Annotated in this window: 16 protein-coding genes and 1 tRNA gene; 14 read left to right on the top strand and 3 right to left on the bottom strand. The window is 53.5% G+C overall.

Annotated features, from left to right (window positions below; genetic code table 11):
- Positions 1-72: 72 nt before the first annotated feature.
- Complete coding sequence (locus tag X474_RS10180; protein WP_044349051.1) at positions 73-1,248, top strand: YibE/F family protein; 1,176 nt, start codon at positions 73-75, stop codon at positions 1,246-1,248.
- A 280-nt stretch (positions 1,249-1,528) separates the two neighbouring features.
- On the opposite strand, the gene X474_RS10175 is transcribed toward X474_RS10180, so the two are convergent.
- From X474_RS10175 to X474_RS10165, 3 genes are all read right to left on the bottom strand, one after another.
- Entirely contained in the window at positions 1,529-2,236 is a 708-nt protein-coding gene (locus X474_RS10175) for a DUF169 domain-containing protein (RefSeq protein WP_052515075.1), read from the bottom strand.
- Between the two features lie 419 nt (positions 2,237-2,655).
- Positions 2,656-3,054, bottom strand: coding sequence for a hypothetical protein (locus X474_RS10170; protein WP_044348671.1), 399 nt, complete (start codon positions 3,052-3,054; stop codon positions 2,656-2,658).
- A gap of 41 nt (positions 3,055-3,095) precedes the next feature.
- Complete coding sequence (locus X474_RS10165) at positions 3,096-3,731, bottom strand: rhodanese-like domain-containing protein (protein WP_044348670.1); 636 nt, start codon at positions 3,729-3,731, stop codon at positions 3,096-3,098.
- A 269-nt stretch (positions 3,732-4,000) separates the two neighbouring features.
- Here X474_RS10165 and X474_RS26100 point away from each other — a divergent pair, with 269 nt between their 5' ends.
- From X474_RS26100 to X474_RS10105, 13 genes are all read left to right on the top strand, one after another.
- On the top strand, positions 4,001-4,213 hold the full coding sequence (locus tag X474_RS26100; protein ID WP_156360716.1) for a hypothetical protein: 213 nt from the start codon (positions 4,001-4,003) through the stop codon (positions 4,211-4,213).
- A 136-nt stretch (positions 4,214-4,349) separates the two neighbouring features.
- Positions 4,350-5,735: a TldD/PmbA family protein gene (locus tag X474_RS10160; RefSeq protein WP_044348669.1), complete on the top strand. Its 1,386-nt coding sequence runs from the start codon at positions 4,350-4,352 to the stop codon at positions 5,733-5,735.
- 135 nt (positions 5,736-5,870) lie between these two features.
- Positions 5,871-7,118, top strand: coding sequence for a BPL-N domain-containing protein (locus X474_RS10155; protein WP_044348668.1), 1,248 nt, complete (start codon positions 5,871-5,873; stop codon positions 7,116-7,118).
- Positions 7,119-7,142: 24 nt separating this feature from the next.
- Positions 7,143-7,219: transfer RNA gene (locus X474_RS10150), tRNA-Pro, on the top strand.
- Positions 7,220-7,444: 225 nt separating this feature from the next.
- Positions 7,445-8,662: an SGNH/GDSL hydrolase family protein gene (locus X474_RS10145; RefSeq protein WP_044348667.1), complete on the top strand. Its 1,218-nt coding sequence runs from the start codon at positions 7,445-7,447 to the stop codon at positions 8,660-8,662.
- A 350-nt stretch (positions 8,663-9,012) separates the two neighbouring features.
- Positions 9,013-9,684, top strand: coding sequence for a GntR family transcriptional regulator (locus X474_RS10140; protein ID WP_044348666.1), 672 nt, complete (start codon positions 9,013-9,015; stop codon positions 9,682-9,684).
- Positions 9,685-9,764: 80 nt separating this feature from the next.
- Positions 9,765-10,982, top strand: coding sequence for a YgeY family selenium metabolism-linked hydrolase (locus tag X474_RS10135; RefSeq protein WP_044348665.1), 1,218 nt, complete (start codon positions 9,765-9,767; stop codon positions 10,980-10,982).
- A 130-nt stretch (positions 10,983-11,112) separates the two neighbouring features.
- Entirely contained in the window at positions 11,113-12,063 is a 951-nt protein-coding gene (locus X474_RS10130; protein WP_044349047.1) for a carbamate kinase, read from the top strand.
- Positions 12,064-12,146: 83 nt separating this feature from the next.
- The gene (locus tag X474_RS10125; RefSeq protein WP_044348664.1) at positions 12,147-12,668 is read left to right on the top strand and encodes a TRAP transporter small permease; all 522 of its coding nucleotides are present in this window, start codon (positions 12,147-12,149) and stop codon (positions 12,666-12,668) included.
- The gene (locus tag X474_RS10120; RefSeq protein ID WP_197282050.1) at positions 12,665-13,948 is read left to right on the top strand and encodes a TRAP transporter large permease; all 1,284 of its coding nucleotides are present in this window, start codon (positions 12,665-12,667) and stop codon (positions 13,946-13,948) included. The genes X474_RS10125 and X474_RS10120 overlap by 4 nt, the downstream gene beginning before the upstream one ends.
- 149 nt (positions 13,949-14,097) lie before the next feature.
- Entirely contained in the window at positions 14,098-15,132 is a 1,035-nt protein-coding gene (locus X474_RS10115; protein ID WP_044348663.1) for a TRAP transporter substrate-binding protein, read from the top strand.
- 58 nt (positions 15,133-15,190) lie between these two features.
- The gene (gene thrC, locus X474_RS10110; RefSeq protein ID WP_044348662.1) at positions 15,191-16,363 is read left to right on the top strand and encodes a threonine synthase; all 1,173 of its coding nucleotides are present in this window, start codon (positions 15,191-15,193) and stop codon (positions 16,361-16,363) included.
- A gap of 14 nt (positions 16,364-16,377) precedes the next feature.
- Positions 16,378-17,838 (top strand): pyridoxal-phosphate dependent enzyme, encoded by a 1,461-nt coding sequence (locus X474_RS10105; RefSeq protein ID WP_044348661.1) that lies wholly within the window; start codon positions 16,378-16,380, stop codon positions 17,836-17,838.
- Positions 17,839-17,965 lie beyond the last annotated feature (127 nt).

The following is a 17,965-nucleotide window of genomic DNA, read 5'->3' as shown; positions in this document are numbered from 1 at the left end:
CCGGTGAAATTGCTTTGTTATTTCCCCAAGCCCGCCTTTAAAAGGCCCCGGCCGAAAGCAGCAAGGTCAAACGTGGAATTTAAAAAGCACGCCTGGAAAAAAGACGCTCTTCTCACAGGCCTTTTGCTGGTTTTATCCGCAATCCTCCTGTGTTTGCCCACAGGATTTGATCAAAGGGTCAATCAGGACTCCATTCGATGTCAGGGCCTGGTGCTCAAGGCCGATAACTCAGGGCTTCAGCGCATGGGAATAATCAAAAAAGGCTATCAGGATCTGGTGCTCAAGGCCCTGGACGGCCCATTGAAGGGCCAGGTGCTGAAAGGGTCCAATCAGCTCCAGGGGCGCATGGATCTGGACAAGATATTCACCCCCGGCGACAAGGCCCTCATGGTGGTTTCCTTAGATGATCAGGGCAGGGTTGTCTTTGTAAATCCACAGGACCACTACCGCCTGGACCTGGAGCTGATCCTCCTTGGGCTGTTTGCCCTGCTGTTGATTGCCTTTGGCGGGTTCACCGGGCTCAAGGCCTTGCTCTCCTTTGTCTTTGCGGGCCTGATGCTTTGGAAGCTTCTGGTGCCGCTTTTACTCAAGGGTCTGGACCCGGTTCTGATCTCCTTGGCTGTAATAAGCCTTTTAACCGCGGTAATCGTGTTTCTGGTAGCCGGTATCAATCAAAAGGGGGTTACCGCCTTTTTGGGCGCCTTTTGCGGAGTGGGGGTGAGTTGCCTTTTGGCTCTTTACTTTACCGCCGCATTCAAGGTGCATGGCGCGGTGATGCCCTTTGCCGAGACCCTGCTTTATTCGGGCTTTGGCCACCTGGACCTGATGCGCATCTATGTGGCCGCGGTGTTTCTGGCCGCCTCGGGCGCAGTTATGGACCTGGCCATGGATGTGGCGGCCAGCCTGGACGAGGTTCATGCCCAGAATCCGGAGATGGGATTCGCTCAACTGGCCTTTTCCGGCCTCAGGGTGGGCAGGGCTGTGGTGGGCACCATGACCACCACCCTGCTTTTGGCCTATTCAGGCGGCTTTCTAACCCTTTTCATGGCCTTTATGGCCCAGGGCGTTCCCCTGGCCAACTTTTTCAACCTGATATATGTGGCGGCCGAAGTGCTGAAAACCCTGGTGGGTAGCTTTGGGCTGGTTACTGTAGCCCCCTTCACCGCTGTGATAGGCGCTTTTATCTATACCCGCAAACCTGTATCACTAAGGGCAAAGAGTGAAAACTCCAGCCTGAAACAAGCCTGATAAAAAATATGTGAGGCTGTTTAGCTTACTGACAAAATCCTCCTGGAATTTCTCAGAGGCCACTTGGCAAAAACTTGGGTTTTGCCAAGTGGCTCGAATTACTCATCCTAAGAAAGGCTCGTAATTCGGCGGGCCGTCATTAGGGGCCCCCGAAAAATCGAAATTTTTTTTGGGGTGTGTCCATGGCCCGCGTTCAGGCTGTTTGTAAACAGCCTGAACTGCTAAAGCCCTCCCGAGCTTTGGCAAACGCCACCTGGCAAAAAACGTTTTATGCCGTTGGTTACTTATCCAGAAAACTACCCTTGATGTTTTGGGCCATTTCAACAAACCGATCTGCCGGTACTGAAAAAGCCAGCATATCCCGAGGCGTAAAATTTCTGGCGAGCGGATCCATCAAACCCATGACGCTCTTGGGGTTTTCCCGGAATTTTTCATTATAGGGAAAAGCAAAAAGAGACTGGCAGCCTGAGGCAAAGGGCACCATCACATTATCCAGGTTTTGCGCCCGGTCGTAATTCGACAAGACCGCAAGGTCGGCCAAACTTACCGGATCTGGAAAAAGATTAACCACCTCTACTTCCCTTTGGGGATCAAGGTCCTCAATTCTCTCCAGATACAAATATTTTTCCTTGGCGGGATGAACGCTTTGCAAAGACTCCTTGTAATACGCATAAGCCAGTTTGCACGTTTTTTTGAACCGTTCGGTTTCAGCGATAAAACTTCCGCCGTCATCAACAATATCTCGGAAACCGAAATATTCCGCCGGGCCGGTGCAAGCCTTGGCATAGTCCCCTGAAAACCGAATCCGCCGGCCCTTTTTAATCACCATTTTGAAATACATGAACATACAGACCCATTTATCCTTGGTAAAGACAAAGGAGTCTTCTATTCCCTCTGCTGAAAAATACCAGGCGGTTGCAGGATAATTAAATGAAGTGGCTTTTAAAAACCTGGCCAAACTCTCTTTTACAATTTTCGAATCAGCCATCTTGCCCCCCTCCAAAGGATCAAAGTCACTATCAAGACTCGGTCGGTTTCAAGGTTTCAGTTTCGCAATCCGTAAATTACCTGTATCAAGTGGAATCCGGGATCTTCTCTTCATCCTGACATGAGGTCTTTTTAAGCTTATAAATACGCGCCTTAGCGGACCTGGGCGGCAATTGCATCATACCTTATTATTACTATTACTAAACATAAAACCGTAGTTTCGTCCCCCGTCTTGAGCGCATGGTATTACAAGGCAAATAAGCCGGTCAAATTTTTCGGATTTCAGCTTTGAGTATCAGGCGGCATGGAGCTGACCGTTGACCGCAGAAGTGAAATATTTCATAAAAAACCATAAAAAAAGCGCTCACCTATTATTCGGGTGTGCGCTTTTTTTGGCTAAACCAGCCTTAAAGGGCCTGATCAGTCAAACAGATTGATATGTTCTAAAGCCGGAGTGAGAAAAAAAGTGGATTGGCTAACCTTGTCCTGCCTGGGGGAGTAAGTCACCACAATCTTGTCAGGGCATTCCACCCATTCCATGGCCTTCACCTTAGCCAGCTCCACCAAGGGGTCCACGGCAAAGGCTATCTTGACCTCGGGCACTTCCCCGCCGGAATCAACCCCCACCAGGTCTATTTTTTCCCGGGTGGAGCGAGGCGGCTTCCAATAAAGCACCGGCGTAAGGCCCATCTGCGCCACAGCCTGATACAAAAGGCTCAATACAGCCCCTCGAGCAGCGTCGTCCTGGAGCATGGCCCGGGGAATGGCCTCAATCTCGGCCCTCATAGCCCCGGCCAGGGTCTTCCATTTGTCATCCACAGCAAAAGCCTCCCTTTGATCAGAGCCTGATGGGGCAAAAACTATTTCTGGCTTTGCATCTTTTTCAAATCCGGCGGGTAGACATACCTGGGATCAATACGGTGGCTCACCGGCAGGCCCCAGTAAACCCATCCGTTAAGCCTGCCCGGACGCTGCCAATAGGGAGAAAACTTTTCAGCCAGATTCTTCTGATCCTCAAGCGCCAGTTCATCACCAAAAAAGCCGTGCACCGTATTGAATACATGTTTAAAATCAGCCTTTACCAGGGCATCGGCAGCCTCGGCTCCCTGATCCCCTTTGGTGGAAATGATGATAAGCTTGTCTTCCGGCTTGAAAAGGCTCTTGGCCACACCCACAAAATCCGGGTTCACCGCACCGGAAAGCTGATATCCGGTATAAGGAGCATTGCCTCCCTGATAAGGGCCGCCCTTGACCTGAAAGTCCGTGGTGGCAAAGCGCCAGGGTATGTTATAGGCCTTGGGCGGATGCCCCAAAAGGGTGTATTCCCATCTGGTGCGGACATCGAGCAAAAAGGTTGCCCGAGAATCCTGCTCAAGCATTTGAATAGCTTCCAAGACACTTATATTACGCGCTTTTTTAGCGTCTTTAGCCAGGGCTGAACCTGGATGAAAAAGCATTAAAAAAGCCAAGGCAGTCAGTAAAAATCTTTGCAGCATATATTAAATCTCCCTACACCCAACGTGGAGCAGATAATAAGGATACCCTGCCCAGTTGTCAACGGTAAAGCCAAGATTCACCTTAAAGCAAGCAAAGGCTCTATTTCAATCCCGAGCAAAGGCAAATCGGCCTCTACTCTTTTCCACTCAGCCCGTCCGGATCAAAGCCCGCTCAAAACACACAGAGAAAAGTCGCTTCATTGGTGCTCCAAGCCCCTTAAGATCATCCAACAGGGCTGTGCCGGATGTGTTTTAACTAAAGAGCGGTTATGCCGGGCCGTTTAAGTAAATCGGCTTTAACAGGCACCCCGGTTCAACAGGCCTTTTTCCCTGAAATTTATCAAAACAAAACAGCTTTTTCAAAGTTGTGTTCATGGTCCGCTTTATTTTTAGTTGGCCAGTCTTTTCACCCATTTCCCGCCAAACAGGAACAAACAGTGGCCGGTCTTTTCGATTCAGCGCCTTTTAGTGGTACCTTTTAAGCAGGTGAAAAATGGCCGCCAGAGGCTCCCGCGCTTGCGTTGACCAGGGGAAAAGCCTGTGGTATCGTGCCGTTTATAATCGGAAAAGCGGCTGATTTTCGCAAACTTGTCCCAGCCAGAACAAAAAGGCGAACACATGATAACCAAAATAGAAACCGATCCCGTACTTAAGGCCCTGGCCACTAATAACAGCCAGTTGGCTGAAATATTTCTGGAAGAATCCAAAAGCCTCAGCATTGTCATGGACAACGGGCGCATGGAAAAGGTCCTGGCGGGTATGGACCGGGGCGCCGGACTGCGCCTGATTCACAAGTTCACCACCTCTTATTCCCACACCAATCAGGTTGAGGAAAAAAGCCTTTTGCCCCTGGCCCAAAACCTGGCGGCCATGGCCGGAAAAGGCGAGGCCAAGATCGCGCCGCCCAGTCCGTTGAAGCCGGGGCTTGTCAGCACCCCGGCCAAGCCCTTTCAGAATGTAGACACCCGGCGCAAAACAGACTTGGTGCGGGCGGCCGAGGCGGCGGCCAAGTCGGTTGACCCGAGAATACGCCAGGCCAGGGTCATCTATATGGATAAGGTGCAAAGGGTCCGCATAGCCAATTCTCTGGGTGCGGATGTGTATGACGAGCGCAATTACCTGGTCTTTTTGGTGCACTGCGTGGCCGAAGAAAACGGTGTCATGCAGACCGGATATGAGCTGATCGGCGGCATGTGCGGCATGGAGCTGTTTGACACGGAAGACCCGCAGGAAGTGGCCAGAGAGGCTGCCCGAAGGGCTATCCAGACCCTCACCGCCCGCCCCGCGCCGGGCGGCTCCATGCCTGTGGTCCTGGCGGCCAGCGCAGGCGGCACCATGATACACGAAGCAGTGGGCCACGGCCTGGAGGCTGACCACATCAATGAGAACATGAGCGTATACGCCGGAAAAGTCGGCGAAGAGGTAGCCAGCCCGCTTATTACGGTTGTGGATGACGGCACCATCTTAGCCAAAAGGGGTTCCCTTGGCTTTGACGATGAAGGCGAGCCCAGCAAGAGAAACGTGCTCATTGAAAACGGTGTGCTCAAGTCATATATGCATGACCGGCTCTCCGCCCTTAAGATGGGCAAAGAGCCCACCGGAAACGGACGCAGGGAAAACTACGAGTTCGCACCTGTGCCGCGTATGACAAACACCATGATCCTGCCCGGCAAAGATGACCCCGAAGCCATTGTCAAAGACACCTCCCATGGGCTTTTGGTAAGCAAAATGGGCGGTGGTCAGGTCAACCCGGTTAACGGTGACTTTGTCTTTGAGGTGGCCGAAGGCTATCTCATTAAAGACGGTCGGATCAAGGAGCCGGTGCGCGGGGCCACCTTGACCGGCAACGGCCCCCAGGTGCTCAAGGAAATAGACCGGCTCGGAAGCGACCTGGGCTATGGCGTGGGCACCTGCGGCAAGGACGGCCAGGGCGCGCCTGTGGCGGATGCCCAGCCCACCTTGCGCATCCCCTCCATGGTGGTCGGCGGACAGCAGAACGGCTGACCGGAAACGCGCCTTTTTCAAACAGGGTCCGCAATACCGCAAAGGGGGATTGCGGACCTTTTTTAAAATCCCCTTTTCCAACCAAAAACCAGCCAGGGGATGATCCAGGGTTTCGGTAAACACAAGGGGGGGAACTTGCCGACCATTCCAAAAACAAACCAAAAACCGACCTTGGCCCGGCTTTTATGGGATAAAGGCGGGCTCTGGTCGCTTATGACCTGGCAAAGCGCCTTTCAGGCCGGGCTGGAACTGACTCCCATAACTGCCAGTGAGATAGCGGCAGGCGAGTTGGACACAGCCCGGCTGCTGGTGGTTCCCGGCGGCTGGGCAGCCCTTAAATACAAGGCCCTGGGACCAAAAGGCAGTGCGGCTATTCGATCCTTTGTAAAGCAAGGCGGCATATACCTGGGTTTCTGTGGCGGAGCGGGCCTGGCCCTTTCCGTGGAAAAGGGCCTCGACTTGGTCAAGGCCGACCGGACCTCAGGCAAAGAGCGGCTTCCCAGTCTGAGCGGACCACTTTACTGCCTGCCCACACCGGGGGCGGAAAGCCACCCCCTTTGGCAGGGATTTTCAGCGCCAGCTGTTTTTAATGTATGGTGGCCCGGCCAGTTTGCCCTGCCCTTGCAAAACGGAATCACCCCGCTGGTTCAATACCTGAAACCCGCACCGGGCTTCTGCACCTCGGATCTTGAGGCCGATGAGATCCCCTCTGAAATGTGGCCTTCCCTGGAAAAGCGCTATGGAATGCGCCTGGACCCCACCCGGGTGAAAGGGCTTTTGGGTGCTGTCTCAGCCGATTACGGCCAGGGCGAGGTTCTCTTAAGCTATCTGCACTGGGACACCCCTTTTGATCCAAACGGCGGCCAGGTGCTTAAAAACCTTTGGCAAGACTGGCTGGGCCGGTCTCCCAGCCAGTCAGTGGATCCCCTCTACTCCCAAACACCTTGTGAGCTTACCCTTTATGGCCGCACGCTCAGGTTGTGGGGCCTGGGAGAGGATCTGGGGTTGTGGCAAAAAAGGCATCCCGCCATGCCCCTGTGGAAAAGAGGGGCCAGGGGCCTGGAATTCTTCACCCTTTTAAGACTGGTCCAGGCAGCCTGCCACCTGGCCGAAAAGAGCGATCCACTTTTGGGTAACCTGGCCATGTCCATGGAGCCCATATTGCAAAAAGGACCCGCCGTACTCAAGACCCAGGCGGATCTGCTGGCTGGCCACGACACCCTGAAATCCGAAAAAATCCAGCATGACCAATGGTTTCCCAGACCACGCAGAGTGGGCTCATTTTTTTTGGAAGCCATGGAAGCCCTTGAACAAGGGGTGCTCGCGCTAATTCGGAAAAATAAAATCAGTAATTCGTTACAAGCGATTGACAGCCACCTATGACGATGGTACATACATTGTCGCTGTCGGGACGTGGCGCAGTATGGGAGCGCACTTGAATGGGGTTCAAGGGGTCGCTGGTTCAAATCCAGTCGTCCCGACCAGTAAGCAAGCAACAGGCCGGTCAGCCCTTTGGGCTTGACCGGCTTTTTGTTTTCTAGCCATATACGAACAATTCCATAACGGCTTTCAGGTAAAAGACCAAAAGTTAATGAACAAATCGATCCACATAACCCTTGACTTTAAAACAGCCAAATGGTTATGGTCCCTTTCGACCACGTGTCTTTCCTTGGCAAAGCCCCTGTTAATCCGCCCAAAGGACGATGTAAATGCGTATCTTCAAATGGATTGATATCCTACTGGCCCTGCTTGTGGTTTTCTTCCTGGTCAAGCTGGGCATGGTGCTTTATACGGAAGGCAGCCTGGCCTGGGACAACCAGGAAATCGGCCTGGCCCTGTTCTGGGTGTTGCTGAGCCTTGGTTTGTGGGCGCTCTGCCATTTCCGCGAGGTGGTCTTCAAACCCAAGAATATGATATCCACCGGCCTGGTCCTGGGTTCTCTGGTCGTGGGGCTGCTTTTGTTCGAGCTGATCATGGCCCCCTTTAACATGGTTTTTGATTCAGCCAATATACACGGCATTGATTTCAACAAAAGAAAGCAACACGCCGAAAAAAATCCCCAGGCCAAAGATTCCCTGGAGGCCCGGCTTATCTGGTGGGGCAAGGACCTGGAGCTGGGCTACAAACCTCTCTATGGCCCCCAATATGCCTATTCAGAACTAGGGGCATTGCACAATAATTTTGAGTTCAAGAAAAAACCGGGCACGGTGCGGGTGGTCTTTTCAGGCGACTCCATCACAGCCTATGGCTTTACCGAAGAGGCCTTGGCCGAGCTGAACCCGGATCCCAATTATGAATATTGGAACACAGGCGTGTGGGGCTATTCCACCTGGCAGGAGCTGCGCTATTTTGAACGCTATGGCCGCAAGTTGAAACCTGATGTAGTGATTTTGGGCTTTTGTTTAAACGACTGGGACGGAACCCCGGTGCTTTTGCGGGATAAAGACGGCAAAGTAACTATCGCCAACCTGCATTTGGGAGAAACATACTTCAACTACTGGTTGTTTAAGCACTCAACCATTTACCGCATCTTCCTTTCGGTCATGGCCTCTTTTACCGAGCGGGCCGGAACCGTGGAGAGCGTGGGGAAAAAGCTGGCCCAATTCCTGGCCTATGCAAAGGAAGACGGTTTTGCCTTCCGGGTGGTTGTTTATCCTGAACTGGATCATCTGGACAAATGGGACGAAAGCTATGTGCGCCAACACAGGCAAATTCTGGAGATCTTAAAGGAACTCAAGATCCCCTACTACGATACGGCCCCGCTTCTGGGCAAACTGCTCAAGGGAAAAGACCGGGCCTGGGCCCGCATGAAGCCTGATGATCATTTTCATCCTTCCAGGGCTTTCAGCAGGGATATTGCCAAAGAACTTTTGGCCCGGGGTTTTTTAAAACCCCTGCCGGATAAAAACACAGCCTCTGGCCAATAAAAACCCGGTAAGCATTTCAAAACCAAAACAGCCGCCTGAATTCAAACGCCTCAGGCGGCTGTTTCCGTTTCCCCTCCGAAAATAAATCCGCCAAAGCCTTTATCAATTCTGCTCGCCGTCTGCGTTTCCCTACTAAATACCCTATAAAAACCGGTATTTGAAATTAACTAAAACATATTTTTTCCATTGACAAGCAAAACTCGCTATGGCTATATTGCATCCAATATACCGATATACTGGATTCTGCATATGGCATTCAGCTACCCAAATAGGCTATCGTCTCCTTTCCCGGCGCTTGATTCCGGGCTGATACGCGCCGATTGCACCTAAATCTGAAAAAGGAGAACCTCATGCCCATACCTGTCCAAGCCAAACAGATCAGCCACTCAACCATGCGCGAAGAGGTCTACCACACCATTTTGGAATGGATAATGGCCGGAGAACTGCGCCCCGAAGAAAAACTGGTGGACACAGACCTGGCCGAAAATTTAGGCGTGAGCCGCACCCCGGTTCGCGAGGCCTTGCGCAGGCTGGCGGATAAGGGATTGGTCGAGACTTCGGCCAGCCGCTGGACCAGGGTTACGAAAATTTCCGTCAAAGAGGCGGAATTGATTTATCCTATAATCTGGCAGCTGGAAGATCTGGCCATTGAGATGGCCCTTCCGCGGATTACAGATGCGGACATGGATAAGATGGAGCAATCCAACCTGGAGTTGGAGCAGGCCATAACCAACGGCGACCCGGTTCTCGCTTATCAGGCTGATGCGCGCTTTCACGAGACATTCATCGATCTCTCCCACAATTCCCACTTGTTCGGCATTCTCGAAGATTTGAAGATCAAACACCGCCGCCTGGAAGTTCACTATTTCGGGGGCAGCGGTTTTGCCCTGAACTCGGTTAATGAACACACCGAGATCATAAAGGCAATTAAAGACCAGGACCTTAAGCAAGCCCAGAAAATGATCAGGCTGAACTGGAAAGGCAGCCTTAAAAGGCTCATGGAGGTTACCTGCTCCGGCTGAGCCCATTCAAGCACCCACCCTTTGCCGTAAACAGGCCATGGACCAGCCGAAAGTCCTTTGCCTATCGAAAGAGGAACCAAATGCCAATAGACTTCAATAAAGTCGTGGAAAAAGCCGAAGCCTACAAACCGCAAATGACCAAATTCCTGCGCGACATGATAGCCATTCCCAGCGAAAGCGCAGAAGAAGAAAAGGTGATTCAGCGCATCAAGCAGGAAATGGAGCAGGTGGGATTCGACAAGGTCGAGATCGATCCCATGGGCAACATCCTGGGCTATATCGGAAACGGCAGCCACCTGATCGCCATGGACGCCCACGTAGACACGGTGGGCATCGGCAACCTGGAAAACTGGAACCAAGATCCTTACAAGGGTTACGAGGACGACGAAATCATCTATGGCCGAGGGGCCAGCGACCAGGAAGGCGGCATGGCCTCCATGGTATATGCGGCCAAAATCATAAAAGATCTGGACCTGGCGGACGACTACACCCTCTTGGTCGCCGGAACCGTGCAGGAAGAAGACTGCGACGGGCTCTGCTGGCAGTACATCATAGAAGAAGACAAGATCCGGCCCGAGTTCGTGCTTTCCACCGAGCCCACCAGCTGCACCATCACCCGGGGCCAGAGGGGGCGCATGGAGATAAAGGTCTCGGTCTCGGGCACAAGCTCCCACGGCTCCGCCCCTGAAAGAGGCGACAACGCCATCTTCAAGATGGGCGAAATCTTAAGCGAGGTAAAGGAACTGCACCACCGCCTGGGCGACGACCCCTTCCTGGGCAAGGGTTCGCTCACTGTCTCGGAAATTTTCTTCACCTCTCCTTCCCGTTGCGCAGTGGCCGACGGTTGCAGCATCAGCATTGACCGGCGTCTGACCTGGGGCGAGACCTGGGAAGGGGCCCTGGACGAAATCCGCGAACTGCCTTCAGCGAAAAAATACGGGGCAGAGGTCTCTCTTTACAATTACGACCGCCCGGCCTACACCGGCCTGGTCTATCCCACCGAATGCTATTTCCCGGCCTGGGTCCTGGAAGAAGAACACGCCGCCTGCCAGACCCTGGTTGAATCCTACAAGTCCCTGTTTAGTCAGGACCCGGTGGTGGACAAATGGACCTTCTCCACCAACGGCGTCTCCATCATGGGGCGCTACGGCATCCCCTGCGTGGGCTTTGGTCCGGGTCATGAGGATCAGGCCCATGCCCCCAATGAGCAAACCTGGAAAGAAGAGCTGGTCAGGGCCGCCGCCATGTATGCGGTTATCCCAGCCGTATACGCTAAAAAATATGCGGGGCCCAAATAGTCCTCTCTATGGCCGGCGCCGGGTTAACCCGGCGCCGGTAGTGCTTTAAGCCCTCTTATGAGGCATTAAGACCGGCCCGGTTCATCCGGGTTCCCCAAGATTTGTCCCTTTGCTCGGAGAAAAGGCAATCATGGCAAAGCTCGCTGTCTTGGCCATAGGGGGAAACTCCATAATTCCGGATAAAAACAGGCAGACGGTTGAAGATCAACTGGAGGCCATACACCAGACTGTTGAACATATCGTAGAACTCATAAAAGACGGACTCCAGGTGGTCATCACCCACGGCAACGGCCCCCAGGTGGGCTTTATTTTGCGCAGGAGCGAAATCGCCCACGAATCAAAGGAACTGCACCCGGTTCCCTTGAAAAACTGCGTGGCCGACACCCAAGGCGCTTTGGGTTACCAGATCCAAGAGAGCCTGGGCAACGCCCTTAACAGACACGGCCTGGACAAATCCGCGGTAAGCCTGGTCACCCAGGTTGAAGTTTCGCAAAACGATCCCTCTTTCAAGAACCCCCTTAAGCCCATCGGATCTTTCCTTTCGGAAGAAAAGGTCAGGGAGTTGGCCGCTCAAAACCCGGACTGGGCATTCAAAAACGACTCGGGCCGGGGATGGCGCAGGGTGGTGCCCTCGCCCGCCCCAACCAAAATCGTGCAGATTAAGGCCATCAAGTCACTGGTGGAAAAGGGCTTTTTGGTAATTGCAGGCGGCGGGGGCGGAATACCGGCCGTTTTGGGAGACCATGGTTCGCTTATGGGTGTGGATGCTGTGGTGGATAAAGACCTCACCTCAAGCCTCATGGCCAGGGATCTCAAGGCCAATTTTTTGGTAATTTCCACTTCCGTTCCCGGCGTCTACCTGAATTACGGCCGGGAAGGCCAAGAGCTGATCAGAAAAATGACCGCAGACCGGGCCAGGGAATACCTGATCCAAGGTCAGTTCGGCAAAGGCAGCATGGAGCCCAAAATCAAGGCGGCGATCACCTTTCTGGAACAGGGAGGTGACGAAGTGATCATAACCGACCCCGAACACTTAAGGGACGCCTGCCACCACCAGGCCGGGACCCTGATTGTGCCTTGAATAAAAAGGGCCATTAAAAACAACACCGACCGGCCCCTTTTCAAGGGACTGTTCTACTAAAAAAAGGCGGAGGCAAGACTATCATGCCGGAAAACTTTCTTAGCAAGCTGGAGAAGGCGGCCTCCAGGGTGAACTGGGTGGTGGAGCGCATCTGCGCCCTGCTGGTCGGCGCCATGGTGGTTGTCATCTGGTTCGAGGTGGCCGAGCGCTATTTCCTGGAACTGGGGCACACCTGGACTGAAGAGTTGAGCCGCTACATCATGATCTGGGCCGCACTTCTGGCGGTTTCCTGCGGGGCCCACTACCGGGAGCATATCGGGCTCGCCCTTTTGCGGCAAAGGCTGCCGGAAAAGGGGGCCAGGGCGCTGACCTTGCTCCTGGACCTGATCAGCCTGGCCTTTTTCCTGTTCCTCACCTATTTCGGCGTCACCATGGCCCAAAACGGAGCCACCCAATTTGCCACCATATTCGGCATGACCATGGTGGTTCCCTTTGCCTCGGTCCCCATTTCCTCGGCCCTGACTGCCTTTCAGATCTTTGCCGCCATTTTCAGAGACCCTGATGTGGCCCTGGTCGGCGGCATCAATAAAGGAGCAGCCAAATGATAACCGTTGTTGTTCTGTTCTTCTTCCTGATCCTCATAGGGCTGCCTGTGGGTGTAACCCTGGGCGTGGCCGGAGTTGCGGGCCTTATACAGATAGGCGGCAACGAATTTTTGCTCATGGCCCCCAAACGCTATTTCGAGGGGCTTGATCTCTTTACCTTCATGGCCATGCCCTTTTTTATCCTGGCCGGTGAGATCATGAACAAATCCGGCATCACCGACCGCCTGGCAGCCTTTGCCGACGCCCTGGTGGGTTATTTAAGGGGCGGGCTGGCCCACTCAAATATGATAGCCTCGGTGCTTTTCGCGGGCATGACAGGCGCAGCAGTGGCGGATACCGCCGCTTTCGGCAACACCTTGGTCCCGGCCATGGAAAAAGAAGGCTACTCCAGGCCCTTTTCCTGCGCCGTGACAGTGGCTGGCTCCATTATCGGCCCCACCATTCCGCCCTCCAACCTCATGGTTATCTACGGCTCCCTGATGGGCGTCTCCATTGCCGGACTTTTTGCAGCCGGCATTTTACCCGGCATTTTAATCTGCCTTTTGTGCATGGCTGTCATCGCCGCTTTGGGGAAAAGACTCAATCTGCCCAAGAGCAAGGAAAGATTCAGCCTGTTGCGGATTTTCTGGGCCTTTAAATCCAGTTTCCTGGCTATCTTGATGCCCGGCATCATCTTGGGCGGCATTCTGTTCGGGATAGTCACCCCCACGGAAGCGGCAGCCATTGCGGTTTTCTACGCTCTGTTTATCTCGACGGTTATCTATAAGGCGCTTAAATTCTCGGACATTGTGGAGATGCTAATTCGCACCGCCCGTATAACCGGGGTGGTGTTTTTGATCATAGCAGCGGCCTCGATCTTAAGCTGGTGGATGACCTTCATGCAGATCCCCCAGAAAATAGCGGCCTTTTTCCTTTACCTCTCCAGCAACCCGGATGTGATCATCGGCCTGATCCTGCTTCTTTTGCTCGGCATCGGCATGTTCATGGATATCAACGCCGCCCTGATCATCCTGGCGCCGGTTTTGGGGCCCCTCACCAGCTCCATAGGCATGGACCCGGTGCATGCGGGCATCATGATCGTTTTGGCTCTGAACATATCGCTTATGACTCCCCCTGTGGGGGCCTGCCTGTTTGTGCTCTCCTCGGTCACAGGCGAGCGCATCGAGAAAATCAGTGTGGCTTTGGTCCCGTTTTTGATCGTGGAAGTGGGGATTTTGATCGTAGTGGCCTATTGGGACACCCTCACCCTGTTTATCCCCAGGCTTTTGCAGGGGAGTTGAGAACAGTTTTTTTAGTTTAGGCAAAATTTTACAGACAGATTAATCCCCAGGGGATTTTAACCAGGTTTTAATACGCAGAAGATCAAATCGAATCTTCTTGCCAAACAACCCGGCGGGCAAAAAAGCCCGCCCAGGACTTGGAGGGACGTATGAAGAGAATCCTGAAAGGATTTGCAATTCTGGCGGCCACAGCCTTTTTGATTACAGGTGTGGCTGGTTTCGCAATGGCTGAAAAAACCATCAAACTTCATCATCTAAACAAAAACGATCCCTTTGACAACCCCACCGGCGCCATGGCCACGGTTTTCAAGAGCCTGGTGGAAGCCGGAACCAATGGTTCGGTAAAGGTGCAAATCTTCCCCAGCGGTCAGTTGGGCAAGGATAAAGACGTCTTGCAGCAGGTCAAGGCGGGCGTTATCCAGTCCGGCATTCACTCGGTGGGCGGCTTTGCCTCTGCCTATCCCATGATCGGTGTTCTGGACATTCCCTTTGTCTTCACCGATATCAGCAAAACCTACAGCGTTTTTGACGGCCCCTTTGGCAAGAAACTGGCTGCTGACATTGAAAAGAAAACCGGCATGCATGTGCTGGGTTTTGGCGACTCCGGCGGATTCTTCCATATCACCAACTCCAAGCATCCCATTACCAAACCTGCGGACATGGACGGACTCAAGATCCGCACCATGGGCTTGGACACCCACAAGACCATAATCAGCTCCCTTGGCGGCCAGCCCGCGGCGATCGCCTGGTCTGAGGTCTACACCGCCCTGCAGACCGGTGTGGCCGACGGCCAGATGAACCCCATTCCCATCATCGCCCTGGCCAAGTTCCAGGAGGTGCAGAAATACCTCACCCTGACCGGCCATCTTTTCGCCCCCTATGTCTGGGTGATCAACACCAAATTCTGGGACAGCCTTTCCGATACCGAAAAGGCCGTGGTGCAAAATGCCGCCAAGTCCGCCATTGTGGCCGGCAGGGGCATCGGCCGCATCATCGAGGCTTCGGACCGCGGCCTGCCCGCCCTTTCCAAGGCCATGAAGGTTAATGCCTTGAGCCCCAAAGAACGCGAGGCTTTCAAGCAGAAATCCCTGCCCGTGGTCAAGGAACTCATCATCAAAAAATTCGGGCCCGAGGGCAAGGAAATGCTCGAGGCCTTTATGAAGGCAGTGGAACAAGCCGACTAAACCTGAACGCCGCCTGCCCCACCGGGGTGGGCGGCAAGATTCATGACAGGATTTTTTCATGGAATTCAGCTATATATGCAGCGAGTGCGGTAAAGAGCATCCCATCAGCCCCGATTTGATGGTCTGCCCGGACTGCTCTCTGAAGCAAGATCCCCAAAAACCCCTTTTGGGGGTTATGGAGGTAAGGCTCAAAGGCAAGGCCCGGCCTGATTTTGAGGTGCACTCCCTTTTGCCTGTACCCCAAGAATTTTTCCCACTTCTTCCGGTGGGAGATACTCCTCTGTGGCAGGCCCCCAATCTGCGCAAAGAGCTGGGTTTCCAAAATCTTTTCTTTAAGGACGACGGCAGGAACCCGACCAGCTCCTTTAAGGACAGGGCCTCTTATCTGGTCTCGGCCTTTGCCAGGATGCACAAGATTAACAAACTCTGCCTGGCCTCCACAGGCAATGCGGGCTCATCCATGGCCGGAGTAGGAGCGGCGGCTGGTCAAGAAATAGTGCTTTTTCTGCCCCATACCGCGCCCAAGGCCAAGCTGGTCCAGGCCCTGCAATACGGGGCCACGGTGTATCGGGTGAAAGGCACCTATGACCAGGCCTATGACCTTTCCCTGGAATACTCGGCCAAATTCGGAGGCATGAGCAGAAGCACCGCCTACAACCCAATGACCCTGGAAGGCAAAAAAACCGTTTCCCTGGAGCTCTTCCAGCAGTTGAAAAAAGCTCCGCAACATGTCCTCGTCCCCACCGGCGACGGCTGCATCCTAGGAGGCGTGTACAAGGGGTTCAAGGACCTTTTGCAACTGGGGCTCATCTCTGAAATGCCTGTCATCCACTGCGTGCAGGCCGAAAACTCAAACGCCATTAACCGCGCCTTTGAAAACGGTGATTTTGACCTGAAACCAAGCAGCACCATAGCAGACTCCATTAGCGTTGATATTCCCAGGAACGGCTATTACGCCCTGACCCAGCTTAAAAAATATCAGGGCAACCCAGTGAATGTAACTGACCAGGAAATCAAAGAGGCCCAAAAAAGGCTCTCCAGTTCAACCGGACTTTTCACCGAACCGGCAGGTGCAGCCGCTTTTGCAGGCCTTTTAAAAATACAAAAAGACCTTAACCCAAAGGACGCCATTGTGGTACTGGCCACGGGTAGTGGCCTTAAAGACATCCAGACCGCGGGCGGCTATGTGGATGTCCCGGAAAAGACAATCAAAACTTTAGACGAAATATAAAAGAGAGGGAAAAAGTGATCGATCTCAAGGTCAATGAAAAGGTGTTGGACAAAACCGTCCAATATTGCCGGGAAAAGGGCATCGCCCTACCCACCTTTGCCATGATGAAAGACCCGGCCAAGGTGCCGGAAAAGATAAAAGAACGCCTTAGCCACACCGGCTTGTGGGATGTGGACCCGGCGAACCTGTTTCGCATCACCTGGAAAAACGAGCCGCGGCCCAAAGGCGGGCTTTACAATGGGGTGAACCATTTTGTGCTCGGCCCTGAAATCACCGGTTGCCGGGCCAACATTGTTTTCCTGGCCGGGCGCTGGTTTCCCACAGGCGCTCACAAGGTGGGCGCCACCTATGGCTGCCTGGCTCCCAGGCTGGTCACGGGTCAGTTCGATCCCCAAAAGACCAAGGCTGTCTGGCCTTCCACAGGCAACTACTGCCGGGGCGGCGCTTATATCTCGGCCCTTTTGGCCTGCCAGGCCATAGCCATCTTGCCCGAGGGCATGAGCCAGGAACGTTTCGACTGGCTTAAAAGCATAGCCGGAGAGGTGATAGCCACTCCGGGCTGCGAATCCAATGTCAAGGAAATCTTCGACAAATGCTGGGAGCTCAGGAACTCGGGCCAGGATCTTCAGATCTTCAACCAGTTCGACGAGCTGGGCAACCCCTTGTGGCACTACACAGTCACAGGCAGCGCCATTGAAGAACTGATGACAGACCTCCTCACCGACGGCAAGCGTTTCGCCGGTTATGTGGCCTCGTCCGGCTCCGCCGGAACCCTGGGAGCGGGTTATTACCTGCGCAAAAAATACCCGGGCATAAAGGTGGCCGTGGGCGAGGCGGTGCAGTGCCCCACCCTCTTGCTTAACGGGTTCGGCGACCACAGGATCGAGGGGATCGGCGACAAGCACATCCCCTGGGTCCATGACTGCAAGGAAACCGATTTCATTATCGGAGTCGACGACGAAGCTCCCTTGCGCATGTTGAGGCTCTTTAACGAACCTGCGGGCCGAGAGGCGCTCATAAAAGAAGGTGTGGACGAAAATCTGGTGAACAACCTGGATCTTTTCGGGATCTCAGGCGTGGGCAACCTGGTTGCCGCCATCAAGTTTGCCAAATACAACGAACTCACGGAAAACGACTACGTGGTCACCATTGCCACCGACTCCCTGGAGCTTTACGACTCCAGACTAAGGGAGCTAACCGAGGAAAGAGGCGTCTACAAAAACGAAGACGCCCAAAGGGATCTGGAGCTGATCAACTCCATCACCTTTGATTACACCAAAGAGCTGACCTATTATGACAAAAAGGCCATCCACAACCTCAAATACTTCACCTGGGTGGAGCAACAGGGCAGGGACTTGGCCGAGCTTAATGCCCAATGGTACGACCACGACAACTATTGGCAGGAAACCTTCAACAAAACAGATGAGATCGACCGCCTGATCACCGAGTTCAACGACCGTGTAGGGCTATTGTAGACCGGGAAACTCCTTCCATGGATTTACCTAAGCGGATTTGCAAAAACTAAATTTTATGCAAATCCCCAAGATCTCAAGGATAGATCTTGGCGGGCCGTCACCGGGGTCCCCAAAAATCGCAGATTTT

It is taken from the genome of Dethiosulfatarculus sandiegensis (assembly GCF_000931935.2).
In the GTDB taxonomy this organism is placed as follows: domain Bacteria; phylum Desulfobacterota; class Desulfarculia; order Desulfarculales; family Desulfarculaceae; genus Dethiosulfatarculus; species Dethiosulfatarculus sandiegensis.
Note: the sequence above shows the minus strand (reverse complement) of the source record. Positions and strands in the feature narration are given on the sequence as shown.